Source organism: Bacillus cereus group sp. TH152-1LC (genome assembly GCF_027710505.1).
Taxonomy (GTDB): domain Bacteria; phylum Bacillota; class Bacilli; order Bacillales; family Bacillaceae_G; genus Bacillus_A; species Bacillus_A mobilis.
Genome location: NZ_JAQFNK010000002.1, coordinates 226,583 through 250,541, shown reverse-complemented (window position 1 = coordinate 250,541; position 23,959 = coordinate 226,583). Strand labels below are relative to the sequence as shown.

Sequence of the window (23,959 nt, the reverse complement as noted above, 5' to 3'; positions counted from 1 at the left end):
GTTACTCATATTCGTAGATCGTAACACCTTTAACGACACGGTTTACGGTTCCTGTCGGTGAAGGTGTATCCGGTGTATTGCCTACTTTTACTGAAGCTAACAGAGAGACTGTTTGCCCAATCATGACAAAAGGTAAAGCTAAGTAGGCATCTGGTACAGACTGAACCTCGCTGCCGAATACAAATCTGTTCCCAGCATACTTAGTTTCTCCCTCAACCTCGATGGCACAAATATAACTGGCAATGTCATCCTGCTGCATTTCTTTTAACATATCTAAATCATATTGACGTGTATAAGGATGGTTAGAAACAAACACGAAAACTAATGATTTTTCGTTTACAAATGATTTTGGACCGTGTCGGAATCCGAGTGATGAATCAAATGCGGTAACAATTTTCCCAGCTGTCAGTTCTAATATTTTTAATTGTGATTCTTTCGCAAGGCCTTCTAAACTACCAGAGCCCAAGTAAATAATTCGATCAAAATCAAAATCTACTATCTTTTGAATGACCGCTTCTCTTTGAATGACACTTTCACCCATTTGATGGATTTTTTTCACTATCTTCGATTTTTCTTCTGTCGATATAGAATCAAAAACGAGTAATGCCGTTAACGCCATGCAAGTATAACTTCCTGTCATTGCAAATCCTTGATCATTTGATTTTTCAGGCATCAATAGCAATAAATTCTTTTCATTATTCACGGCCCGTTTGGCTAATTTACCGTCTTTCGCACAAGTAATCGTTATTTGATACAAATCCGTTACTATTTGCTCAGCTAATTGTACAGCAGCAACACTTTCCGGACTGTTTCCGCTTCTAGCAAATGAAACGAGTAAAGTCGGAAAATCCTTTTTGAAAAATTGGTAAGGATTTGAAACTAACGTTGTTGTCGGAATGCTTAGTACTTCCCACTGTTGTTCATCGGCTTTTTCTATTAAATAAGGGGTGACTGTATCACCGACATAGGCAGACGTTCCAGCGCCTGTAAAAACAACTCGAACCCGGTTGTGTTTCGTTACTATTTTTTTCAAAAACTCTTCTATTCCCTCGCTTTTCTCCATATACAAAGCAAAGGTTTCAGCCCATAAATCAGGCTGCCTTCTTATTTCCGCTGTTGTTATCGATGCACCTAACGAAGCTAAGTTTTCTTGACTTAATGTAAACATATTCGTCCACTCCTCTACCTATTTGCCATCATTCTCTCCATAAAAGAAGACCGGCGCCACCTCATTGCATACCTTCAAATACTCGTAAGCCTGCACCAGTAACTCCATTATTTTGCGCCAATGTACTGATGCTCATCTGCTCAAAAAGATGTTGTTGCTCTGGAAGCTGAAACCTTTTCAGATTCTCTTTAATCAACTCCAGTAAAAATGGATTTTTCACAATGACACTGCCACCAAAAACCATTTTATGCGGATCTAATAAACAGGAAATCTTATAAAGACCTTGAGCTAAATAATCAGTTACCTCATTGATGATAGACTGATATTCTGGTACCCCATTTATATAACTAGCAAAAACATCCTTTGTTGAAATCGTATCTACCTGTAAGTCCCTTTCGGCTATTCTCTGAATCCCTGGCCCAGTAGCAATTTTTTCCAATCGTTCATTGCCCCCTCTCGAGAGGACAGGAATCAACCCCAGTTCTCCAGCAAATCCTGCCCCCCTAAAAAATGAGCCTTTATGAATGATAGAACAAGATATTCCCGTACTTATAGTCACATAGACAAAGGTTTCATCCTCTTTTACATGTGCTGCTCTCCATTCGGCATAAGCCGCCCATATAGACGTCATTGTCAATCGTAATTCGCTGAACACCAAATTTCTCTTGCAAACGGACCAAAATAGGAAACTGCTTCCAAGGTAAGTTGTTTTGAAAAATGGCAATTCCCTTCTCAAAATCCACTTTTCCCGGTACCCCAACGCCAATACCCTCGATATCAGCGATGGAAATCGATGATTTTCTGAGAACTTGTTCCACAGCTTCTACAACTCTACAAAACATTTTTTCCCGGTCTGAAGGATCACTTTTGATTTCCACACGTTCAAGCAGTTCACCTGTGTCAGAAATGACTCCCGCTGCAATCTTCGTTCCCCCAATATCAATGCCGACTGCCTTTTTCATTTGTCCGCACCCCTAGGTTTGTATTTGACGTATTGAGTAATTTTCTATAATTGTTATAGTTGAACATATATGTGCGATTCCTTGATCAATTCACTTGCCCTAATTGATTTATACGTATTTCCGATTGTAGTCATAAAGTAGCCCTAAGAGACCAGCTAATCCAATCAACATCATACTTAATTCGAATTTGCCAGCTGTCTTTTGGTAGATGATAATTAAAGACAGGCATACGATAAACACAACAATTTTAATAATGAATAAAATATTAGCCTTCATTCGAAAAATCCTCCCATCTGATTTCACTAGGTACCAACGTCACTTCTTTCCTGTTTCCTTGTCCGTCGTAGACAGCCGTTGTTTGTTCGATCATTGAATTGTTTACAATCGCCATTTTTTGAATAGATGGATATGCATGAACTTCACAATAAATGTTGCTCGCATGATACTTTTGGAATTCTCCTTCTTTATTGGCAGCATAGTATAACGCACGCATTAACAGACGTGTATTTTCTTCGCTGTATGGCATCCCCGCTATATAGACAGCTCTGCCTTCTCCGAACGGATGACTAGAAAGATGGACTTCTCCATTTGAATATTCGATTATTTCAGTTTTATCTGATAACGCATAAATGTTTTTCATTCCTTCACCAAAATCAAATTGAGTGCTGTCAGCAGAAATAAAGTGATTTTCAACAGGATTAATAAAATATTTATCTGTTGATAAGCTAAATCCTAATTCTTTGTCAACACCTAAGACGTTCGCCAATTGAAAATAATGTCCTTCATGCTGATAGGCTGTCGGTTCGCCAATACCTATGAAACCTCCACCGTTATACATCCAGGCCCTAATTGTAGTGACTAACTTTTCATTAATCCAATTAGCCCCTCCTGAGAAAGCTGTGCCTACATCACCGGCATTAATGATAACGTCAATATCCTCAGGTATCCCCTCGTTAATGACATCATCAAAACTAATGAACGAAACTTCCACAGCAGCCCCACTCAAAGATTCCAAAACACCTAAATAAGAATAAATTTGTTTATACCATAGAGCGTGAGCAACCATATGTGTTTGCCAAGTTCTCAACTTGCCCCAAGAATTCAAAATTGCAACTTTAAGACCGCTATATGGTTGAACACCTTTAATCGTGTCATGAATTTCACGAAATTCCTCGGTAACTTTTTCAATATAGGAGATAAATTCCGGGAATTGATAAGCTAGACTTAAATAACCGCCATAGCCGATACGATCAACAGGGTTCCGTAATAACGCTCTGCGTGCCGTTAACCAGTTTTCATTCGCTTCAATCGTCGGGTTGTTACCTTCGTAAAAAGTGTCCGGGAAGAAATAAGGTAAGAAACGCCCTTCTGTGTAACGAACATGTGGTATATCTGCAATCATACGTAATGTAGCTCCGCCGCCCACACTGCCTACAACTGCGTCCAATCCGATATTTTCAAAGTATTTCCCATATGGTTCTGTACCAATCCAGTTATCACCAAGGAACATCATTGCTTCTTTTCCACTTTCATGGACAATATCCACAAGTTTCTTTGCTTCTTCAGCAACGAACTTATGAACAAAATCTATATAATCTAAAAATGCGGTAGTTGGAATTCGAAACGAAGTATTATAATAACCTTGATCAACAATGTCCTCTGGTCTTAAGCGATAACCCTTTTCTTTTTGAAAAGCATCCAAAGCAGCAACTGAAACACTAGCACCATATCCGAACCAATCGACAAATTTCTCTTTGCCAAGATTATTGAACACCAGGGTAAAATGATAGAAAAACGTTGTGAACCTAACCACATCTGTATCCGGATTTTCTGTCAGCCATTGTTTTAAATAGGTTTTCATAAATTCATTGGAATGTGGCTGCCTGACATCAAAAGGGATATCATGTGGCTTATCACCCCAATTATTAGTAATATGATTGTACATTTGTGTTGGATCCCAAATCGCATAGACTAGGAATGAAACCGTGTATTCATGCCAAGGAATCGCATTCGTAATCAAGACACAATTTTTCTCTTCGTTTACTTCCCAATCATTAACGTCAACAATTTCTCCTGTCGTCCGATCGATAACCTCCCAGTATTTTTTAGGACTGTGAATGTAATCCGGCTTTAATTGTTCCTCAAAGTAGCCTTTCATAAAATCAATTTCAATGGTGTCAGTAATCGCTGTATTGAACAAGCTCATTAAATAAAGTTGCTGGCATTCATCCATGTGCTTCTCTGCAAACTCATTGTGAGCTCGAGCAACAAAATAGGTCGTATAAATTTTCGCATCTAATTGTTTAATATCATCGTCTAGTTTCGTTCCATCACTATCGCGAATCGCATCCGCACCCCATCGTTCCATCAATTCTTTTGTTTCCTTAAGAAAATTTTCTTCACTCGGTAAAGTAACACGGCCTTTTTTCTTTTTCATGTAAATCCTCCTTTAATCCTTTAAACCACCAAGGGACATTCCTTGTGTTAATTTTTTTTGAACAATGATGTATAAAATCAAAGTTGGCAGCATGACGAGAACCATTCCTGCATACATTTGACCATAGTTCGCAGCCGATTTCTGAGCTGCCATCAAGTTCATTAACCCAACAGGTAACGTTTTATTCGGCCCTGGGATTAATGTTAAGGCAATAATGTATTCGTTCCAAAAGGCAAGAAAATTAAATAAAATGACAGCAATAATACTTGGACGAGCTATCGGAATCATGACTGAAATCATTGTTTTGAAATATCCTGCACCATCGACCAACGCCGCTTCTTCATACGTAGATGGAAGTGATTGAAAAAAACTAGACAGCAAGTAAATGGTAAATGGTAACGCCGTCGCCGCATATACCACAGCTAAAACAAATAAATTGTCTAGTAGAAATCCATCACCCAATTGACCTCGTAAAAAGGTATCTCCGTCCAATAACATCAAGAAAATTGGAACAACAATGTAGTTCACATTGATGAACAATCCAGCTTTAAAAAAAGTATTTATTAACTTGCTTCCTCTAAAGGTATACCTTGCCAACACATAGGCTGCCGGTAAGGCCACAATCAATAAAATGAGCAGAGCCAATGTAGTTACCATGACTGAATTCAACATATAGGTACCCATGTTTGCTTTTTGAAAAGCATCGATAAAGTTTTGAAAATAGAAACTTTTCGGTATGGCCCAAGGACTTCCGTAAAATTCCGAATTTTGCTTCACTGATGCTATGAAAACCCATGCAACAGGAATAATAATAGAAATTGCTAACGTAATCAGTGCTACATATATAAAACAACGATATATTACTTCTGTAGTCATACCTTTTTGGGGCTTAACTATTTTTGGGGCTTTATAAACTGCTTCTACAATCATTTCTTTTTCGGTTTCCATCATTTTTGGATCTCGATAAGCTGTTTCTGTAGTCATCTTTTTTTGTGTTTCCATCATTTTGGACCTCCTTAATACTCCAACACTTCCCTTTTAGTGACACCGCTTATAATTGCAGATAATGCGAATGAGAATAGGAAAATGACCACCCCAATAGCCATACCGTAACCGTAAGAAGAATTAGTGTAAGCCTGCTTATACATGTAGCTTAAAAACACTTCCGTCGATCCGTCAGGTCCCCCGCCAGTCATCGCTTGAACGAGTAGAAAACTTAAATTAATCGTACTAATAACGAAGAAAGTTAACGTCGTCCGAATGTTATTCCAAATTAACGGTAACGTAATACTAAAAAATTGTCTGATCCGTCCAGCACCTTCCAAAGCAGATGCTTCATAAAAACTTTCCGGAATACTTGCCATTGCCGCCATATACATGACCATATAATAACCAATCGCTTGCCAAATGAGTGCCCCGCCAATGCTGTAAATGGCAATCTTTTGATTACCGAGCCACATCTTTTGAAGGTTTTCAAGGTTAAATAAAGCAAGTATATTATTTAACAATCCTGTAGTCGGATCATAAACTGCAGAAAATATTCCCGCGATAACTACAACGGATAAAATATTAGGGAGATAAAAAATAATTTGAAAGAAACTTTTACCTTTTATTTTTTCTCTCGTTAACAAAGTGGCAAATAAGATTGCCATCACCTCAGTTAATAAGTACAATGGTGAGACTAGCGATTCACCATTGTACGTAGTGAAAACTAAAAAACTATTTTATTTTAATGCAGACCGTAATTGGTCACTCGTTTTTTCAACGGATTTTTGCCAATCTTCCACTTTTTTATCACCAGACATAACACTGTCTATCGTTCTGAATAATGTATCTGCCATGCTAACACCTTCAACGGCTTTCGTTGCCGCAAATCCACCTGTCCCCACTTTCGCTCCGTTATCATAGATACCATAGAATAATTTATTACTACCTGTCAGTTTACTAGAAATGCCTTTGATAGGCTGTATCGCACTGGATTCTGCAAATTTTTCAACGGCTTTATCCGAATAAACAAACGTCAAGAAATCTTTAGCAGCTTGTTTATTTTTAGCTGCAGAAGGAATCCACATTTGTTCAAAATAAGTAAACGCATATCGGTCGCTGTTAGCATCAAAGCTTGGTAAAGTCATCATGCCCCATTCAAAACCTTTCGATCGAGGTGCTTCTTCCATTTCACCAACAACCCATGTACCATTTGGCATGAACAGCGCCTTATTATCGAGAATCAATTGTTGATTTTTCTTATAGTCTTTGTCATTGGCATTCGCAACAGTTGTTGGTTCTGTATATTTTGCTAATTTTCCGAAAATTTCAAAGATCTTTGTTGCTTCAGGGGTTTCCCAAATACCATTTTCATATTTCATAGCTTTATTGTAAAACTCCGGTCCCCCCATCCCTAATAATAAAGTATAGAAAAATGTATCAAAATAACCAGTAGTAGGATAAGTAAATAAAGAAATTCCTTCTGCTTTCGCTTTATCTCCCAAAGTCCACATTTCATCCCAAGTTTTTGGTACTTCCCAACCTTTTTCCTTTAATAAACTAGCATTATAAAATAATCCAGTTGGACTATAGAACATCGGGGCCATGTAAGTTTTGGCATCGTTATAAGGATTAGTTGCCAATGTACCTGTAAGCCCCGGTATTAGCTTATCTTTCACCTTAACCTCTTCACCATAAACGTTCCTATCTAAAACATCTGTAATGTCTTCTAAAGCTTTATCTTTAATCAATGTTTCTGTAAGCGCCTGTTTTCTCCCAGTTGCCAACAACACAACATCCGGATAGTTTCCCGCTTTCATATTCGATCCTATGACATCCTCAAGATTTTTGTCCACCGTCAATTTAACATCAACTTTTGGATTAGCAGCTTCATATGCGTCAATCACTTTGGTCCACATCTCTTTACCATAAGCCGATTCAAGTGCTGCCACATGAAGAACTTGTTTTTTATTAGAGTTTGTACCTTCCTTAGAATTATCAACTTTTGTAGTATTACTCTGACATGCTATTAAACTAAGAGATAACAAAGCTGTCATTCCAGACAACAATAACTTTTTTTTCATCTTTATCTTACCCCCATCTCCTAATCTGTCTTTCATAATTAAAGAATACAAAATAGACAACGCTTTCACAATAAACATCTTGTTCTGTTTTTTAGATATCTTGCTTTTTACTGAATATCCCACTAAAATCTTTATAAAATAGATAAAAAGTCTACGAAGGAGGGATTCATTTGTCCAATGAAGTATATGAGATTCCACAAATTCAACGAAACCATCTTCCAGTAAAGCTTCTTTATATAACAAAATCAAAATACGATAAAGATTGGCATAGTACCATTCATGCGCATCACTTTACAGAGCTATTGTATATTACCAAGGGCAAAGGAACTTTTATCTTTTACAAAGAAGAAATCCCCGTCCAAGAGCACAATTTGATTATCATCAACCCAAATATCGAGCACACAGAAAAGTCTGATATGAATCACCCTCTCGAATACATCGCACTTGGTATTCAAGGTCTGTCCTTTTCATCCATAGAAAATCCTAGTCCAGTCACTATCCATAATTATAGCCAGGATCAAAAAAACTTTCTCTTCTATCTTCAACAACTAATCGAAGAAGTGGAAAACCATCAGGAGGATTACGATTTAATTATACAAAATATTCTGGAAATATTACTACTTAAAATGATGAGGAAAAAATCTTTTAATGTAGAAAAAACATCTACTCAAAAAATCAATAAAGATATTGAATTTATAAAAAACTATATTAAGCAGCATTTTCACGAAAATATTAGCCTAGATACATTAGCACGCATTAGTCATATAAATAAATATTATCTATCCCATTCTTTCAGGAAATTCGTCGGCGTTTCGCCTATTGAATACTTAATTCAAACTCGTATTAGAGAAAGTAAAATATTATTAGAAACTACCAATTATTCGATTTCTAACATTTCAACTATTACCGGGTTTTCTTCCCAATCATTCTTTGCACAATCATTTAAACGAGAAACGAATCTATCTCCTTCACAATACAGAAACGCTATCAATTCTAGCAAAAATATGTCAGATTCTAGTGCGAAAATTTAAGGGTAGTTATTATTATTTTAGATTTAGAAAGTGGAGTGTTCCTATGATTCAACAATTAAAAACATATTATGGTGAGGATATAAAAATCAATGAAGCTGTGTTGTCAGAAGATTATAGCTGGTTTTTAGTTGAAGGAAACAAAGTCGGGATTCGAAAAATCCGATTACATCAAAGGGAGCATCAATTACTTTCATCCATCTTAACACCCATTCAGACTGATACATTTTATAAAACAGAAAAAGAAAAATTGTGGCATGAAGCACTATATAAAAATAACAATATCTCTATACTATCAGTTCGTTTTTTACACTTCTTCACAACACAATCTATTGTAGAAAGAGAAGAATTTCAAGATGCTTTACAATCTATGTTTTCTTTTACTACAACATTGATATGGGAAACTTCACAAGCTGGCGTCCTCATCTTAGAAGAAAACATAACGGAATCTGCATTGCAAACAGCATTAGATACACTAGAAACAGATTTTTTTATATCCCTATCCTTCTTTATTGGCAGACGCTATACGCAAACAGCTGAATTTGCTTATCTGTATCAATGGGAGAGAAATTTATTTTCTATTCTTTCTCCTTATTTATCAAAAAAAATTACATATATTGAACAACTGCTCCCTTATCAATTAATGATTTCATTACCGAAAGAAGAAAGAAAAAAATACACGAATCAATTATTGGCACACATTTCAAATGACAAAGAACTAATTGATAGCGTTAAAGTATTCTTCCAATGTAACTTAAATGTATCTCTTGCAGCGAAACAATTATATTTACATCGTAATACTTTACAATATCGAATTGATAAATTCATTGAAAAAACAGGAATTAATATAAAAACTTTTGAAGGTGCAGTAGCAGTTTATATGGCGTTTCTTTCTTTAGATATCTCATAAAATTCTCCTGAAAGACGTTACAATATTCATTTTCTCATACCATCATTGTTTTATGACTTTGAAACCCTTTTAACATATTTTTCTATGAGGAAGTAATACTTTCATCCCATATCTATAGTTGAAAGTACATCCTACATTTGCTTTTTCGTTTCTTAAATCTGTAAACTTGCATAAAAGCCTCTCATTCTTTTGTGCACAATGCCGATTTACTTACGCTTTTAATAATCTTATAATTCAATCAATTACAAAAAGGAGTGAATAAATATGACCGAACTAGTATTAGATCATATTTTTAAAATTTACGATAATAAAACCACTGCTGTTTCTGATTTTAATTTACATATTGAAGATAAAGAGTTTATCGTATTTGTCGGTCCTTCGGGATGTGGCAAATCAACAACTCTACGCATGATCGCAGGTCTAGAAGATATTTCCGATGGTTCGTTTTATATTGATGGAGAGCGTATGAATGATGTCGCTCCAAAAGATCGCAACATTGCGATGGTATTTCAAAATTACGCACTATACCCACATATGACTGTTTATGATAATATCGCGTTCGGCTTAAAACTACGCAAACTTCCAAAAGATGAAATTAGTCGCCGAGTAACAGAGGCAGCGAAAATCTTAGGGCTTGAAGATTACTTACAACGAAAACCGAAGGCATTATCAGGTGGACAACGCCAACGTGTTGCACTAGGAAGAGCTATCGTCCGTGACGCAAAAGTATTTTTAATGGACGAACCTCTATCGAATTTAGACGCAAAATTACGCGTCAGTATGCGTTCAGAAATCTCCAAACTTCACCGCCGTTTAAATACGACCACTATATATGTAACGCATGATCAAACAGAAGCTATGACAATGGCATCACGCCTTGTTGTTATGAAAGATGGGCTCATCCAGCAAGTTGGTACTCCAAAAGAAGTATATGATACGCCTGAAAACATATTTGTTGGTGGATTCATTGGTTCTCCCGCTATGAATTTCTTTACCGGGACATTACAAGAGAACTATTTCTATATAGAAAATATTCGCTTTAAAGTACCAGATGGCCAACTAAAAACATTAAAGAGTAAAGGGTATAATGGACAAAAAATCATACTCGGTATTCGCCCTGAAGACATTCATGATGAACCAATCGTTCTTCAATCTTCGCCTGAATCCACAGTCGAAATTACAGTAGAAGTTGCTGAATTATTAGGTGCTGAAACGATGATTCATGGAAAACTTTCAAATCAAAACTTTGTTGCGCGAATTAATGCTCGTTCCGAGATTAAAGCTACCGATACACTTCCATTAGCTTTTAGTTTAGCGAAAGCACACTTTTTCGATATCGCCACCGAACAACGTATTCGTAATAATTAATGGATGAATTTTTCTGATTTTGAACAAATTACTTCCTTATATCAAACTCTTCTTTTTTAATTATATGCATAGCTTCTATTTCAGAAAAAACAAATATAACTGTGCCCAACATTTCACGAAAAAGAATTAAATACTAGATTCCCCAATATATGCGACAGAACCATACAAAAAAACATCTCATATTCATATGAGATGTTTTTTCGTATTTACTATTCTTTTAATAAATCTATTAATCCATTTCCTTCAGATGTACGTTCATACCCTAAAGGTATAGTTCTTTTAATAAGTTGTGCATATATTTCTGGCTCTGATAACTTTCTACCATATTCCCTCTCACACTGCTTAATGAGCAATGCGAGCGCTCCAGCAATATGCGGTGTCGCCATAGAAGTTCCACTTAATACCGCATATTTCCCTTCAGGATACGTAGATAATATTTCATCACCTGGCGCCACTAAATCAATTTCTTGATTGGAATTACTAAAACATGCGATTTTCCGTTCTAAATTGACAGCACCGACTTCAATCACTTCTGCATACGCACCTGGGAAGTCTAGTTCTTCCGTGTTATCATTACAATCTCCATTATTCCCAGCAGCACATACGACGAGAACATCTTGCTTTACCGCGTTTTGAATTGCTTCATGTAATTCTGGAACATCTTGCGGACCACCAAGTGACATTGAAATGACTCTCACTCTTTCTTTATTAGGTCCCCTCCAATTTACAGCATAATGAATCGCCTCAATAATTTGCTCATAACTTCCAGAACCATCTCCCGCTAAAACCTTTAACACTAGCATTTTAGCAAGTGGTGCGACTCCTAAAACACCGACACCATTTTCAGTCGCTGCAATTGTCCCCGCTACATGAGTACCGTGTCCGTTATTATCAAGGTACATATTCGGATCCCCTTCATAATCTTTCGTGAAATTTCTTCCACCGATAATGCGATCCTTTAAATCTATATGATTTACATCACAACCTGTATCTAATACGGCAACAACAATATCTTTTCCTTTCGCACTCTTCTCCCATACTTGTGGAGCATGAATAAGTTGTACACCTGGTGGAATTTCATTTACTTGTTCAACCACCTTATCTACTGTAAAAGGAATCAATTGTATACCTTTTTGTTTATTCGCTGTACTACTATTCATCGTAATCCCTCCTGAAAATATATTATTTTCATTTCAGACCACTTTTGAAAAGGTTTAAATGTAACATTCGTTTTATTCGTTTCATTTTCCTTCCTTAAAAATATTTCTCAATATAGCTTACTAATTTTATACTACTCTTTGATTAATCTCGTAATTTTTAGGAACCAAACATCCGATTGGTACAACCAATAACAAAAATAAAAGGACCGATTTAATGGTCCTTTTATAGTTTTGAAAGAATGATATGAAATTTTAAAAATAATATAAATTAAGACTAAGCCTCACTCTTATTTAAAAACTTCTCTATTTCTTTTATTAAATGTTTCGCTCCATCTATACTAACAGTAATGTTTCCATTTGCTAATGATATGTTTTGATCTGAAACATCACCTGTTATTTGACAAGCATTGTAAGGTTGATATTTTTGTAAAATGATTTTTTCTTCTTCTACGAAAATTTCAAGTGGTGATTTGATTTGGATTCCTAATACTTCTCGTAACTCTTTAGGAATAACAATTCGTCCTAATTCGTCTACTTTTCGAATAATTCCTGTTGCTTTCATATTACTCCCCCCTTACTTTCTATTATTTTTTCCACCTCGCTCTTTCCGTTTTATCACTTTTTTGGTAATACTTGTCTCTTTTCGGAAAATTTTGTACTCAAGTTAAAATAACACAATTAACGAATACGTAATCTCTCTTTCAGTTGTTTTAAATAACGAGATCGTATCAGTAAGAAATATACAACTTGAATTCCTACGAAAATACTTAATACAATCGCATTTTCTTTAAATAGTGAGTACTCAAACATCTGTCCCAGTGCAGTTAACGCTACTGCCCCATGTAATGTTGCAACACCTATTGGAACGAAGAATAAAAGTGCCAACCTGATTGTAACTACTTTCGATAATTCCCCGCTCGTTAAGCCTACTTTTCGAATCATTTCAAACAAACGAGTATCATCCTCCAAATCAGAAAACAAACGGAAGTAAAGGAAGCTTCCTGCACATACGAAAAATACTATACCAATGAAGAAGCCTACAAATAAAATTGGTCCTGCGATTTGTAAACTTTGGTTTTGTTCGTACTCTTCTGCACTAAACGTTGCATGTTCTTCATAAGTCTTCATCTGATGCGTAAGTTCTTTACCAACTTCAATTTCATCTTTCGTTCCTTCTGTTTTGTACACATAATCTTTTTCCTCTTTAAAGCCATCTTGTAATGCATCATACTGAGTTTTAGAGATTACATAAACGTTACCTCGTAGTATTTTACTTAACGAAGAAGTATTAACTTTTTTCACTTTTAAAGCTTCATTCGTGTTTGGTAACGTAATTTCTTTTCTATCCTTCATCGGTGGGCCTGGTATATCCACCGCCAAAAATAAAGCTTCTTTATTTGCTACAGTTTGAAATGGTTCGCCTGTTAACTTCGCATATTTCTCATAATCTGATTCTTTTATGAAAATAGCACTTCTTAACGACTGCTCCTCCGTCTTTTTCGTTGAAATGTTTGTTTTAGAAGCTGCTATATTATATTTCTTTAATCCTTCGTCAATCATCTTCAAATGCTGTGATTCATTACTATTTCCTTGCTTAGAATGATACTGAAACGCAATTGGTCTCTCCATAATTCCTTTCGTCATTGATGCGAAACCAACTAATGTACCGATTGCTGAAAATGCTACAGTTGAAATAATAGTTACAATAAAGAACATTCTTGCGTTGTCTCTCATGCGGTAAGCTAAATCTGATAACGTAATAATATTTGTCTGTGTCCAATAGAAACGTTTACTTTTTTTACATAGTCTAATAATAAAGACACTTAACTGCTTGTACAGCAAATACGTACCAATAATGACTACCGTTGTAACAGGAATCATCATAACAAATACCATTGCACCATGTGACAGAAGCGCTCCTGCATATCCCGCACTAATCAATATGACTGCTAATATAGAAGAAATAATAGATGCTTTCGGTTCTGGCTTCGCTTCTGCTGATCCTCTAAACAATTTCATAATTTTATTTTTACGAACCATTCCTGCACTAAATAATGAAATAATCATAAATAATATGAAAAACATAATACTCGTTACAACAATAGCTTTCATTGGTATGTAATAAGCTAAAGTAATATCTAATTTTAATATCATCGGAGCTACAAATAGTAATATTCCGGAAAATAGCATACCTGCAAGTATCCCAAAAATAATTGCCCCTATCCCAATCATAATATTTTCAAAGAAGATAAGACGCTTTAATTGATATTTCGTCATACCTAACATCATTAAAATTCCTAATTCACGCTTTCTCGTTTTTAAAAACATTCCCATCGAATATAAAATAAAGAAAAACGTAAATAAGTAAATAATGGACTGTGCCAAAGACATACTTACGAAAACATACTGTCCCAATTCTCCAGCGCTTAATGCCGGATGAAACGCAAAAAATGAGTACACAAAAAAGGCCATAATTGCAAATGCACTACTTAAAAAATATGCTGAGTATGTTCGTCTATTTCGCGTTACATTCCTGTATGCGAGTTCTCTAATGTTCATATTACTTCTCCGCCCTTCTGCTAACTATGTTCTTAATATTAGTAAAGTACGGAAATACCTTCCATCGATTCAAATGACAAAAACCTTACATTATTGAAAGGTTTCAAAAAAATTGCTTAAACGAAGCAGTTTCATTATAATGACTACATTCATATTCATACACGCATCCTATTGTATATTCGTTAGTTTTGCGAAATAATAAAGGATAGAAGTATGTACCAATATACATATAAACTTATTTACCGCTTTAATATGAATAGGAGGAAAACATAATGACATTACAAGAACAGATTATGAAAGCATTACATGTTCAGCCTGTAATTGATCCGAAAGCAGAAATCCGTAAACGTGTAGATTTCTTAAAAGATTATGTAAAAAAAACAGGTGCAAAAGGATTTGTACTTGGCATTAGTGGCGGACAAGACTCTACATTAGCTGGACGTTTAGCTCAGCTTGCAGTGGAAGAAATTCGTAATGAAGGTGGTAACACAACGTTTATCGCCGTACGCCTTCCTTATAAAGTGCAAAAAGACGAAGATGATGCACAATTAGCATTACAATTTATTCAACCTGACCAATCTGTTGCATTTGATATTGCGTCAACAGTTGATACTTTCTCAAATCAATACGAAAACGTATTAGGTGAAGCATTAACAGATTTCAATAAAGGTAACGTGAAAGCACGTATCCGTATGGTTACGCAGTACGCAATCGGTGGTCAACAAGGGCTACTTGTGATTGGAACTGATCATGCGGCAGAAGCTGTTACAGGATTCTTTACAAAATTCGGAGATGGTGGTGCAGACCTATTACCATTAACAGGATTAACAAAACGCCAAGGACGCGCTCTATTACAAGAATTAGGTGCAGACGAGCGACTATACTTAAAAATGCCAACAGCTGATTTATTAGATGAAAAACCAGGTCAAGCTGATGAAACTGAGTTAGGTATTACATATGATCAACTAGATGATTATTTAGAAGGTAAAGCAGTTCCAGCTGACGTAGCAGAAAAAATTGAAAAACGTTACGCAGTAAGCGAACATAAAAGACAAGTTCCAGCATCAATGTTTGATGATTGGTGGAAATAAATAAAACATAAAAAAGAAGCTAATCTCATTAGCTTCTTTTTTATGTTAACGATACACCCCTACTCTTTTCTCTAGTAAGTCCTGTAAACAATCCTCATGTTGTTGATTAAACAATGGTGGCATTTTATTTAGCGGGAAAAACTTCAAATCTAACGTTTCATCACCGTCTATTTTTTGCTCTCCTCCGGCAATTGAGCATGAAAAGAATATTAAAATGGACTGGGCTTTGTCTCCATTTGGATACGCTTGAAAATATTTTGTATACACCCCGAGAAGTTCATTTATTTCTACATCATAGCCTGTTTCTTCTTTTATTTCTCGAATCGCAGTTTCTGCGGCAGATTCTCCGATTTCCATTGCACCGCCAGGAAATCCCCAAGCATTAAAGTCACCTCTTTTTTGCAATAAAACTTCTCCATATTCATTCAACACACAACCACCCGCAAAGTTTATAAGAACACAATCGTGTCCTACTTTTTCACGTAATTCTTTTATATAATTAGCCATCCTCTTCCCCTTTTCATACATCTTCTATCATTATTTCTTATCTTTTTCAAGCAATTCAATAATTCGCTCGAGCTTCTTATTCATATGAATTACATGTTGGTTTATTGCAGCGCTATTTTGCAATAACCTTCTAACAAACAAAGTAAATGATAGGAAAAACAAAACGATAAGTCCGATTACTAAACAAGTATATATCGATGTAAAAATATTACTTTCGAACAAATTCATTCAGATTCCACATCCTTCCTTTTTATATTTTATCACACAATTCTGTTTTTTAAAGTGATACATAATAAAAAGAGCACCTTTTACAGATGCTCTTTTTCATTGATTAATAGGTAAATGTAATTGTCGCTAATGAATAATCTGCCATCGCACTATAAGGTGCTACTTCATAAGATACACGCTTTGCACCTTTTGGCCAATTTATTTCATTTAACACTTTCTTTATATCTTGCATTGTTCCATCCATAGATTGCTTATATCGTACTTCTACCTTTTCTGGCTTAGAAGCGAATTGTTGCTGTAATTTCTTCTTAAATTCACTGTAATTGTCTGCCCCGTATTGTGCAGATAAGTATTTTAAGTTTGTTTCTTTTAACATTTGTTCATATGCAGTAGTCTTTGAACTACCCGCTTTTATTTTGCTTGTTAATTCACCAAAGTAACTTGTAGTTGCTGCTGGATATTTACTGCGATCCCATTCGTGATCTTTACTTAATTGCTCATCAGACATATTAAAATATGAATATGTTACGCGCCCAGCTTTATCCGGTACTGGATCATCGAATGTTGTATCAAGATGATACCATTTGTTTTCAATGTTCACTATATTCCATGCGTGAGCTTGTCCATTTCCTGTACCTGTTACAATATGGTTTTGGATACCCGCTTCTTTTAGCAATTCATATGTTAATAACGTATATCCTTGGCAAACGGCAGAACGATTCGCTAATGCTTCATATGCTGTATACGCTTTATAAGACGTATCATAAGATACATGTTTTACAACGTAATCATGAATCGCTTTTACTTTCTCATGCTCATCCATTCCAGGTTTTACAATTGAACCGATAATTGCTTTTGCCTGCGATTTTACATATTGTGTTTGCTCTTTTGATTCACGATATTTCACTTGCAGTGTAAACGTATAGTTTCCTGGTAACCCTTTAATAGAATATTTAGTAGAGGCTACATTATATTTTACATACTCATCTGCATCTACAATTTTATTAAACTCGCCATACAATTGGTCCATAACATTTCTAGCATTTCTATCTTTCGTTTTATATGTGATTGTAATATTTTCTTCTCGATTATCAACCTGTTTTTTTAATTCTTTTCTGAAATCATTTAATAGCTTTGTATCTAATTGTGTTGTCGCTACAGTCGGATTCGTAGCTGCATAAGATACTGATGACGCGTGTAAGCCTCCCATTACTATAGTTGAACAAAGCAGGGTAGCTGTCACATACTTACTTGTCTTTCCCATCTCGTCACTCCTTACATTCTATAACTATACGAAAAAAGTGTCGTATAGTTTCAGAGTATACAATACTTTTTCGTATAGGTCATATGAGATTATGCATATTTAACATTGTAAAAAGGTTGTTCTTTTTACAAGAACAACCTTTTTCATTAACAAGTTTGTAATACACAACATGTATTTTCAAAACGTCGATTTTTTAAGTCTTCATTTCCAATGCAGAAATAAAGCATACCTAAATCTCCCCACATCATATTACAATTTTTAGTATCTGAATCAATTTGGAGTAAAAGCGTCATTTGCTGCGGGTTTATATCCATATATTGTCCAGTCTCGTGCAATACTTCATCTTGTACAGAGAATGGCTCACCAAACATTTGATGGTTATCGTAGTTGTCTGGGATTAGTTCTTCAAGCAATTGTAAGAATCGATCTGAATCAGACTCATCTTCAATGAAAAGCTCTGGCAATTTATATGTCACTTCAAAAGTAATTGCACACTGGCTATAATTCGTTCGGAATCCCTCTGCTCTTCGTAATTGTTCTACTGGAACATCATAATAAAGTACACATCCCGCTTCAGTTGGGTTCACATCTTCTTCAAAATAATTTTCAATGCTAAAGAAATATAACATCCCCGTATTAGGAAGATCATGATCCATACCAACATTTTGTAAATCATTTAAATTAAATTGAGCGATAAACTGTAACGGATTTCCTTTTTGCATTGGGTATTCAAATGAATCTGGTAAATCAGGAACGCCTCCCATTTTCGAACTACCTATCGCTACTGTTTCCTCCTGCTTTGGCACAACTTTCACACACGGAAATACAGTATGAATAAGTTCCTCTTTCAAATGTGTCAGCCCATATTTATCAATTAATACTTCAATTTTATTTTTCATAAATTCTCCTTACATTTACATACTTATTTGTATCATCGCACAAAGATTATACTCCATTCTTTGTAAAAACAACAAGCCTTCAAAAAACGGGCTCTTCCATCATACGCGAACAAGTTTAAAAAAGCATAGTATACATTGTTCCTACAAACACGATAGTTTATTATTTCTTCCAGTACATTTTCCCCTCGTTCATTTTTATTTTTAATTTAAGGAGGAATTCCACATGGGTTACGGATATAGTTGCGGCGGTTACGGTTACGGCGGTAGTTGTGGTGGATGTGGTTATGGAGGTTTCGCTTTACTAATCGTTTTATTTATCCTTCTAATCATCATCGGAGCTAGCTGTTGGGGCGGCTTTGTAGGCTGCTAGTAAATTTAAAAACTATTGTAAAAAAGCACGTACAATACGTGCTTTTTTGCCATTTCCAAATCTTTTATTCGAAAGGAAGTATGTTTAATGAAAATTGATGGTGTTTTTGAAGGAGGCGGTGTACGCGGAATTGCGCATGTAGGGGCAATTTGCGCGTTAGCTGAAAAAGGCTATGAATGGGAGCGTGTAGCTGGAACATCCGCTGGTTCCATTATCGCTGCGCTCCTAGCAGCAGGATATTCTTGTTCAGAGTTAAAAACAATTATAACTGATATTGATTATAATAAATTTACGAAAAAAACCTTTATTGACAGAATTCCGTTTATCGGCAAAGGATTAAGTGCATGGACTACTCTTGGTATTTACTCTAATATTTTTATAGAAGAATGGATTGAAGAATTACTTCGAAAAAAAGGAGTTCACTTATTTACTGATTTACCTGATTTAAATAAGCTTAAAATTATCGCTTCTGATATAAGTAATGGTAAAATGGTTATCTTTCCTGACGACTTACCAAACTACGGATTTTTAAATTATCGCTTCTCTATTGCTAAAGCTGTAAGAATGAGTAGTACAATCCCCTTCTTCTTTGAACCGGTAAAATGGAGAACTCCAAAATGGAAGCAACCTTGTTATATGGTTGATGGAGGGATTTTAAGCAATTACCCAATTTGGATTTTCGACTCACCTTCCTCTCCTCGCTGGCCGACTTTTGGGTTTCACTTCGTAAAAGATGAGATTCAAGCTGATCCTGCTCACTATAACGAACCTATCTCGATGTTCAAAGGACTATTTAAAACTATGATGCAAGCCCATGATTTACGTCATTTAGATAAAGAATCAAAAGCAAGAACGATTACAATTCCGACTGGGTCTATTACAAGTACAAACTTTGAGTTAACAAAGGAAGAAAAAGAGTGGCTTTACAATTCTGGTTATAACGCCGCAAATAAGTTTTTACAATCTTGGAACTTCAGACAATATATTGATGACTATAGAAACGGAAATCAGGACCGAAAAACGAATCGTTATTTCCGTCAACTTGACTCATAATACTATTATTTTTCATACGAGAACACGTAACGCTTTCAAAAAAAATAAGCCTAGTAATATATGATATTACTAGGCTTATTTACTTTCTGCATCATTATTATACGTTTCTTAAGGATACGTTAACCCTTCCGCTTCCTCTGCAGTAATAACGGTGTATCGATTTCCTGTTCGTAATCCTAACAATTCTGCTTTTTCAATTGCATCCTGCATCGTTTCCGCATAAGCAGCTAAATATTTTTCTCCATTAATAATTTGGCAAATTACATATTGTTTCATTACGTTCCCCTCTTACTTTGTCATTAGTTGTGCAAGTTTTTTGATACCTATTTCAATTTCTTCTAACGTTGCGTATGAATAGGATAGACGCAAAAATTGATTTGCACTTCTATCATACAAAGCACCTGGATTTAATAAAATCTTTTCTTTCAATGCTTTGTCAAATAAGCTACGGTTCGAAACGGATACATTCATATGTAACCAAATATAAAAACCACCTGACGGTTCATACCAAGTTGCTATATCATGACAATATTTCTCTAACATTTGTATCATAAAATCTCTGCGCTTTTTCAACTTAGTTCTTACAAACTGTAAATGTTCATCATACAATCCATCTGTAAGCCATTCCGCTGCAATTTGTTGGGATATAGAACTTGAACCATAATCTGTTTGCATTTTTATATCTGCCAATCTTTGAATGACTGGCTCAGATCCAACGATCCATCCAATTCTTAATCCTGGACTAATGACTTTAGACATACTCCCGATATGTAGTACAATTCCGTTTTTATCATATGCTTTTAAAGGCTTTGAAACAGGTTCATCAAACCATAAGTCTTGATACACCGCGTCCTCTATAATAGGCAATCCAATTTCGTTACATATTTCCATAACTTCTATTCGTTTCTTTTCGTTCATACTAAAGTTCGTCGGATTATGAAAAGACGGGATTGTATATAAAATAGATGCATTAAATTGCTTCTTATATTTCTTAATATATGATGGATGTAAACCATTCTCATCCATCGGTATTCCAATTAAGCGCATTCCTGCTGATTGAAAAACATTAAGTGAATATAAATAAGATGGTTTTTCTAATAAGATCGATGCCCCTTTTGGAAGAAGCCCCATAGAAATAAGTTGCAAAGCTTGAATTGCTCCTGAAACAATTAATATAGAATCAGGAGTTACATATACACCATGTCCTTTTAAATAGTCCGCAATTTTCTTCCTTAAATAGAAATTCCCTTTCGGTTCTTCATACCCAAGTATCATGCTCGATTTTAAAAGCTTATTCATAATATCTTTCATCTTTTTTTCAGGTAAAAGACTTGGCGCGAGCTCACCTGTTCCTAAACGAATTACATGCGGATAAAATTCAGCTTGATTAATCTCTTGAATAGCAGGAAGGTTCGGATAATGAAGTCCTGTTTCTACATAGGACTGCCAATTAGGCGGGGGTGCATATGTAGAAGCACTCTCATTATTATTTACAACAATTGTTCCTTTCCTGCCATTCCCTTCAATGTATCCCTTTGCTACTAGTTCATCGAAAGCCATTACAATTGTACTCCGGTTCACACCAAATGTATGTGCCAAATCTCTTTGTGAAGGTAATTTCGTTCCAACAGTCCATTCTCCATTAACGATTCTTTCTTTTATATACGTTTCTATTTGTTTATACAGGGGTGTCGCTAGAGACATATTCGGTTTCCAAACGAATCTTTCCATCATATCACCTTGTATTCTTTTTGGTTGGTAACCACCCCAACCATATGGATGGATACAAATTTTCATTTCTTCTTTACAATATACACTATCATAATAAATTTAAATAGGAGGTAATATGATGAGTGAAGCAATTATTCATGGTATCATTCTTGCATTTGGGCTTATCATTCCATTAGGTGTCCAAAATGTTTTCGTCTTTAACCAAGGTGCGAGCCAACCAAACATTTGGAGGGCAGCTCCTGTAGTATTAACTGCCTCTATATGTGATACGTTACTCATATTAATTGCGGTGCAGGGTGTCTCCCTTGTACTCCTTACTTTTTCTTGGTTAACTAACACGTTATACATAATTGGATTTTTCTTTCTCCTATATATGGGCTTTGTTATTTGGAGAAGTAACCCTTCTAACGATATAAAACAAGAAAACAGTATGCCATTAAAAAAGCAAATCCTTTTCGCTGCGTCGGTTTCGTTATTAAATCCACATGCAATTTTAGATACAATCGGTGTAATTGGAACAAATTCTATTCAATACATAGGAAGTGAGAAATGGGCTTTCACACTGGCAACTATTATCGTTTCTTGGATTTGGTTTATAAGCTTAGCTTTAGCGGGGAAATTTCTAAAAAGAATAGACTCAACTGGAAAGACAATCGGATTATTAAATAAGTTTTCGGGTCTCATCATTTGGGGTGTCGCACTTTATATGTTAACACAAGTGATTTATTCTTAATGAACGAAAGAGAATTGCATGATCTATAAAACATCGTGCAATTCTCTTACAATTTATGAAGTAGGTTCCGGTTCCTGTTTTACGTTCTTTGCATCTTTTGCTGGTTTAATCCAAATGATTGCTATAACAGCACCAATACCAGCGAATATACTTGTTACATAAAACACTTCATGGTCAGCACCTTTCATGAAAAAAGAGTATAGAGGTGGCCCAGCTGCTACACCGATAAATCGCATAGAACTATAAAATGACGTAACTGTCCCCCTTTGCTCCTTTTCAATCCCTTGTGTAATTAAAGCATCTAAACATGGGAGTGCCATACCAATTCCGATTCCCATAATAACGAGACAAAAGAGTAGTAAATAAATTCCTTTTATAAATAAAGGAATAATGACTGAAGCAGCAGCCATTAAAAATCCAATATAAATACACTTCTTCATCACATTTTGATTATCTCCAATTTTTTTACCGGCCATATATGAACTAAGTGAGAGTACAAGTAACGGTATAGCGAGTACACACCCTTTCCATATACCATGAATGTCATACTTTGATTCCAGTATAGTCGACAAATAAAAGAGAATTCCGAATAAAATAAGCATAATAATTGCACCTAATACAAAAATGGCAATCAACCATCTTCCCTTTTCTCGAAACGTAGAGAGAATAGATTTTATAAACTCTTTAAGTGGAGGTCCTTCTCCTTCTTGTTTCTTTGCCTTTACTAGAACAAGTAATAAAACAATTGATACTACACATAAAACTGGAATCGCCCAAAATGGTAAGAACCATACAATGGCAGCAAGAGCAGATCCTAAAATAGGGCTCAGTACTTTTCCAAATGTATTGGATGTTTCAATGATTCCTAAACCTGTACTCACTTGTTTTTCATCTTTGTATAAATCACCAACACACGGTATAACAACTGGCATTGCACCAGCAGCACCAATACCTTGAATTGCTCTACCAATCAATATCCAAGTGTAGGGATTATCAACTTTCCAAGATACCCAACCAGTTATCGCTCCTCCTATAGCCGCAATCAGCAAACTCGGAACCATTACCATCTTTCGTCCCCATCTATCTGATAAATAACCAGCAATCGGTATAAGTAAAATGGCTACAATAGAGTAAATTGTAATAATCATGGATACTTGAAACGATGAAATATGTAATTTCTTTTCGATAGTCGGTAGGATTGGAATGAGCATTGAATTTCCTAATGTCATAACAAGTGGAACTGATGCAAGCGCAATTAAACAACAGTTTTCTTTTTTTAACATGTTGGCTTCGGAACCCTTTCATCGTATATTTCTTACCATATAATAGCCCTGGTGGAACGTAATTTTTCATTCCACCAGGGCTATTACATCTTTACTACTTCCCATTTACAACAAAAGAAATTGGGGAAAATATAGTATTA

Annotated in this window: 22 protein-coding genes and 2 pseudogenes; 7 read left to right on the top strand and 17 right to left on the bottom strand. The window is 35.4% G+C overall.

Annotation, left to right across the window (positions count from 1 at the left end; genetic code table 11):
• Position 1: 1 nt before the first annotated feature.
• The 7 genes and pseudogenes from PDL00_RS07825 to PDL00_RS07795 all read right to left on the bottom strand — a co-directional run bounded on the left by PDL00_RS07825 (position 2) and on the right by PDL00_RS07795 (position 7,635).
• Positions 2–1,168: an SIS domain-containing protein gene (locus PDL00_RS07825; RefSeq protein ID WP_242254377.1), complete on the bottom strand. Its 1,167-nt coding sequence runs from the start codon at positions 1,166–1,168 to the stop codon at positions 2–4.
• A gap of 61 nt (positions 1,169–1,229) precedes the next feature.
• A pseudogene (locus PDL00_RS07820) lies at positions 1,230–2,130 on the bottom strand (ROK family protein).
• A gap of 108 nt (positions 2,131–2,238) precedes the next feature.
• A complete protein-coding gene (locus tag PDL00_RS07815; RefSeq protein ID WP_242254373.1) occupies positions 2,239–2,406 on the bottom strand; it encodes a DUF6903 family protein in 168 nt (55 codons plus the stop codon).
• On the bottom strand, positions 2,396–4,567 hold the full coding sequence (gene gnpA, locus PDL00_RS07810; protein WP_242254371.1) for a 1,3-beta-galactosyl-N-acetylhexosamine phosphorylase: 2,172 nt from the start codon (positions 4,565–4,567) through the stop codon (positions 2,396–2,398). The genes PDL00_RS07815 and gnpA overlap by 11 nt, the downstream gene beginning before the upstream one ends.
• 12 nt (positions 4,568–4,579) lie before the next feature.
• On the bottom strand, positions 4,580–5,569 hold the full coding sequence (locus tag PDL00_RS07805; RefSeq protein ID WP_242254368.1) for a carbohydrate ABC transporter permease: 990 nt from the start codon (positions 5,567–5,569) through the stop codon (positions 4,580–4,582).
• A 14-nt stretch (positions 5,570–5,583) separates the two neighbouring features.
• Positions 5,584–6,234 (bottom strand): annotated as a pseudogene (locus PDL00_RS07800) (carbohydrate ABC transporter permease); the annotation flags it as partial.
• Positions 6,235–6,291: 57 nt separating this feature from the next.
• Positions 6,292–7,635 carry a carbohydrate ABC transporter substrate-binding protein gene (locus PDL00_RS07795; RefSeq protein ID WP_270728198.1) on the bottom strand — a complete coding sequence of 448 codons (1,344 nt, stop codon included), beginning with the start codon at positions 7,633–7,635 and terminating at the stop codon, positions 6,292–6,294.
• A 170-nt stretch (positions 7,636–7,805) separates the two neighbouring features.
• Here PDL00_RS07795 and PDL00_RS07790 point away from each other — a divergent pair, with 170 nt between their 5' ends.
• The 3 genes from PDL00_RS07790 to PDL00_RS07780 all read left to right on the top strand — a co-directional run bounded on the left by PDL00_RS07790 (position 7,806) and on the right by PDL00_RS07780 (position 10,941).
• On the top strand, positions 7,806–8,666 hold the full coding sequence (locus tag PDL00_RS07790; RefSeq protein WP_242254365.1) for an AraC family transcriptional regulator: 861 nt from the start codon (positions 7,806–7,808) through the stop codon (positions 8,664–8,666).
• A 43-nt stretch (positions 8,667–8,709) separates the two neighbouring features.
• Positions 8,710–9,573: a PucR family transcriptional regulator gene (locus PDL00_RS07785; RefSeq protein WP_242254364.1), complete on the top strand. Its 864-nt coding sequence runs from the start codon at positions 8,710–8,712 to the stop codon at positions 9,571–9,573.
• Positions 9,574–9,837: 264 nt separating this feature from the next.
• On the top strand, positions 9,838–10,941 hold the full coding sequence (locus tag PDL00_RS07780) for an ABC transporter ATP-binding protein (RefSeq protein ID WP_242254363.1): 1,104 nt from the start codon (positions 9,838–9,840) through the stop codon (positions 10,939–10,941).
• Positions 10,942–11,150: 209 nt separating this feature from the next.
• Here PDL00_RS07780 and PDL00_RS07775 read toward each other — a convergent pair whose 3' ends face one another.
• The 3 genes from PDL00_RS07775 to PDL00_RS07765 form a co-directional block, all read right to left on the bottom strand.
• Positions 11,151–12,101: a serine protease gene (locus PDL00_RS07775; RefSeq protein WP_242254362.1), complete on the bottom strand. Its 951-nt coding sequence runs from the start codon at positions 12,099–12,101 to the stop codon at positions 11,151–11,153.
• A gap of 274 nt (positions 12,102–12,375) precedes the next feature.
• Complete coding sequence (locus PDL00_RS07770; protein ID WP_000648284.1) at positions 12,376–12,663, bottom strand: AbrB/MazE/SpoVT family DNA-binding domain-containing protein; 288 nt, start codon at positions 12,661–12,663, stop codon at positions 12,376–12,378.
• A 116-nt stretch (positions 12,664–12,779) separates the two neighbouring features.
• Positions 12,780–14,660 (bottom strand): FtsX-like permease family protein, encoded by a 1,881-nt coding sequence (locus PDL00_RS07765; protein ID WP_270728192.1) that lies wholly within the window; start codon positions 14,658–14,660, stop codon positions 12,780–12,782.
• A gap of 272 nt (positions 14,661–14,932) precedes the next feature.
• On the opposite strand from PDL00_RS07765, the gene nadE reads away from it, so the two are divergent.
• Positions 14,933–15,751, top strand: a complete 819-nt coding sequence (nadE, locus tag PDL00_RS07760; protein ID WP_242254360.1) for an ammonia-dependent NAD(+) synthetase — start codon at positions 14,933–14,935, stop codon at positions 15,749–15,751.
• A 45-nt stretch (positions 15,752–15,796) separates the two neighbouring features.
• On the opposite strand, the gene PDL00_RS07755 is transcribed toward nadE, so the two are convergent.
• From PDL00_RS07755 to PDL00_RS07740, 4 genes are all read right to left on the bottom strand, one after another.
• Complete coding sequence (locus PDL00_RS07755; protein ID WP_242254359.1) at positions 15,797–16,258, bottom strand: NUDIX hydrolase; 462 nt, start codon at positions 16,256–16,258, stop codon at positions 15,797–15,799.
• 30 nt (positions 16,259–16,288) lie between these two features.
• The gene (locus tag PDL00_RS07750; protein WP_242254358.1) at positions 16,289–16,486 is read right to left on the bottom strand and encodes a DUF4083 domain-containing protein; all 198 of its coding nucleotides are present in this window, start codon (positions 16,484–16,486) and stop codon (positions 16,289–16,291) included.
• 103 nt (positions 16,487–16,589) lie between these two features.
• Positions 16,590–17,750 carry a transglutaminase domain-containing protein gene (locus PDL00_RS07745; RefSeq protein WP_242254356.1) on the bottom strand — a complete coding sequence of 387 codons (1,161 nt, stop codon included), beginning with the start codon at positions 17,748–17,750 and terminating at the stop codon, positions 16,590–16,592.
• Between the two features lie 146 nt (positions 17,751–17,896).
• Entirely contained in the window at positions 17,897–18,649 is a 753-nt protein-coding gene (locus PDL00_RS07740; RefSeq protein ID WP_242254354.1) for a YwqG family protein, read from the bottom strand.
• A 223-nt stretch (positions 18,650–18,872) separates the two neighbouring features.
• On the opposite strand from PDL00_RS07740, the gene PDL00_RS07735 reads away from it, so the two are divergent.
• Entirely contained in the window at positions 18,873–19,019 is a 147-nt protein-coding gene (locus PDL00_RS07735; protein WP_000540425.1) for a YjcZ family sporulation protein, read from the top strand.
• An 87-nt stretch (positions 19,020–19,106) separates the two neighbouring features.
• Entirely contained in the window at positions 19,107–20,072 is a 966-nt protein-coding gene (locus tag PDL00_RS07730) for a patatin-like phospholipase family protein (RefSeq protein ID WP_073518656.1), read from the top strand.
• A gap of 108 nt (positions 20,073–20,180) precedes the next feature.
• Here the strand turns inward: PDL00_RS07730 and PDL00_RS07725 are convergent, their stop codons facing one another.
• Together PDL00_RS07725 and PDL00_RS07720 are read right to left on the bottom strand one after the other, a co-directional pair.
• Positions 20,181–20,348 (bottom strand): DUF3933 family protein, encoded by a 168-nt coding sequence (locus tag PDL00_RS07725; protein WP_061676491.1) that lies wholly within the window; start codon positions 20,346–20,348, stop codon positions 20,181–20,183.
• Positions 20,349–20,360: 12 nt separating this feature from the next.
• Positions 20,361–21,803, bottom strand: coding sequence for an aminotransferase-like domain-containing protein (locus tag PDL00_RS07720; protein WP_270728801.1), 1,443 nt, complete (start codon positions 21,801–21,803; stop codon positions 20,361–20,363).
• Positions 21,804–21,921: 118 nt separating this feature from the next.
• Between PDL00_RS07720 and PDL00_RS07715 the strand changes: the two genes are divergently transcribed.
• On the top strand, positions 21,922–22,536 hold the full coding sequence (locus PDL00_RS07715) for a LysE/ArgO family amino acid transporter (protein WP_242254352.1): 615 nt from the start codon (positions 21,922–21,924) through the stop codon (positions 22,534–22,536).
• Between the two features lie 53 nt (positions 22,537–22,589).
• Here the strand turns inward: PDL00_RS07715 and PDL00_RS07710 are convergent, their stop codons facing one another.
• Positions 22,590–23,819: an MFS transporter gene (locus PDL00_RS07710; protein ID WP_270728181.1), complete on the bottom strand. Its 1,230-nt coding sequence runs from the start codon at positions 23,817–23,819 to the stop codon at positions 22,590–22,592.
• Between the last annotated feature and the right edge of the window lie 140 nt (positions 23,820–23,959).

Bases quoted from the DNA above. Each gene is read 5' to 3' on its own strand.
- PDL00_RS07815 (WP_242254373.1), bottom strand. From the start codon at position 2,406: ATGAAGGCTAATATTTTATTCATTATTAAAATTGTTGTGTTTATCGTA.
- PDL00_RS07750 (WP_242254358.1), bottom strand. From the start codon at position 16,486: ATGAATTTGTTCGAAAGTAATATTTTTACATCGATATATACTTGTTTA.
- PDL00_RS07725 (WP_061676491.1), bottom strand. From the start codon at position 20,348: ATGAAACAATATGTAATTTGCCAAATTATTAATGGAGAAAAATATTTA.
- PDL00_RS07720 (WP_270728801.1), bottom strand. From the start codon at position 21,803: ATGGAAAGATTCGTTTGGAAACCGAATATGTCTCTAGCGACACCCCTG.
- gnpA (WP_242254371.1), bottom strand. From the start codon at position 4,567: ATGAAAAAGAAAAAAGGCCGTGTTACTTTACCGAGTGAAGAAAATTTT.
- PDL00_RS07730 (WP_073518656.1), top strand. From the start codon at position 19,107: ATGAAAATTGATGGTGTTTTTGAAGGAGGCGGTGTACGCGGAATTGCG.
- PDL00_RS07770 (WP_000648284.1), bottom strand. From the start codon at position 12,663: ATGAAAGCAACAGGAATTATTCGAAAAGTAGACGAATTAGGACGAATT.
- PDL00_RS07775 (WP_242254362.1), bottom strand. From the start codon at position 12,101: ATGAATAGTAGTACAGCGAATAAACAAAAAGGTATACAATTGATTCCT.
- PDL00_RS07735 (WP_000540425.1), top strand. From the start codon at position 18,873: ATGGGTTACGGATATAGTTGCGGCGGTTACGGTTACGGCGGTAGTTGT.
- PDL00_RS07780 (WP_242254363.1), top strand. From the start codon at position 9,838: ATGACCGAACTAGTATTAGATCATATTTTTAAAATTTACGATAATAAA.
- PDL00_RS07755 (WP_242254359.1), bottom strand. From the start codon at position 16,258: ATGGCTAATTATATAAAAGAATTACGTGAAAAAGTAGGACACGATTGT.
- PDL00_RS07745 (WP_242254356.1), bottom strand. From the start codon at position 17,750: ATGGGAAAGACAAGTAAGTATGTGACAGCTACCCTGCTTTGTTCAACT.
- PDL00_RS07740 (WP_242254354.1), bottom strand. From the start codon at position 18,649: ATGAAAAATAAAATTGAAGTATTAATTGATAAATATGGGCTGACACAT.
- PDL00_RS07795 (WP_270728198.1), bottom strand. From the start codon at position 7,635: ATGAAAAAAAAGTTATTGTTGTCTGGAATGACAGCTTTGTTATCTCTT.
- PDL00_RS07710 (WP_270728181.1), bottom strand. From the start codon at position 23,819: ATGTTAAAAAAAGAAAACTGTTGTTTAATTGCGCTTGCATCAGTTCCA.
- PDL00_RS07825 (WP_242254377.1), bottom strand. From the start codon at position 1,168: ATGTTTACATTAAGTCAAGAAAACTTAGCTTCGTTAGGTGCATCGATA.
- PDL00_RS07715 (WP_242254352.1), top strand. From the start codon at position 21,922: ATGAGTGAAGCAATTATTCATGGTATCATTCTTGCATTTGGGCTTATC.
- nadE (WP_242254360.1), top strand. From the start codon at position 14,933: ATGACATTACAAGAACAGATTATGAAAGCATTACATGTTCAGCCTGTA.
- PDL00_RS07765 (WP_270728192.1), bottom strand. From the start codon at position 14,660: ATGAACATTAGAGAACTCGCATACAGGAATGTAACGCGAAATAGACGA.
- PDL00_RS07805 (WP_242254368.1), bottom strand. From the start codon at position 5,569: ATGGAAACACAAAAAAAGATGACTACAGAAACAGCTTATCGAGATCCA.
- PDL00_RS07785 (WP_242254364.1), top strand. From the start codon at position 8,710: ATGATTCAACAATTAAAAACATATTATGGTGAGGATATAAAAATCAAT.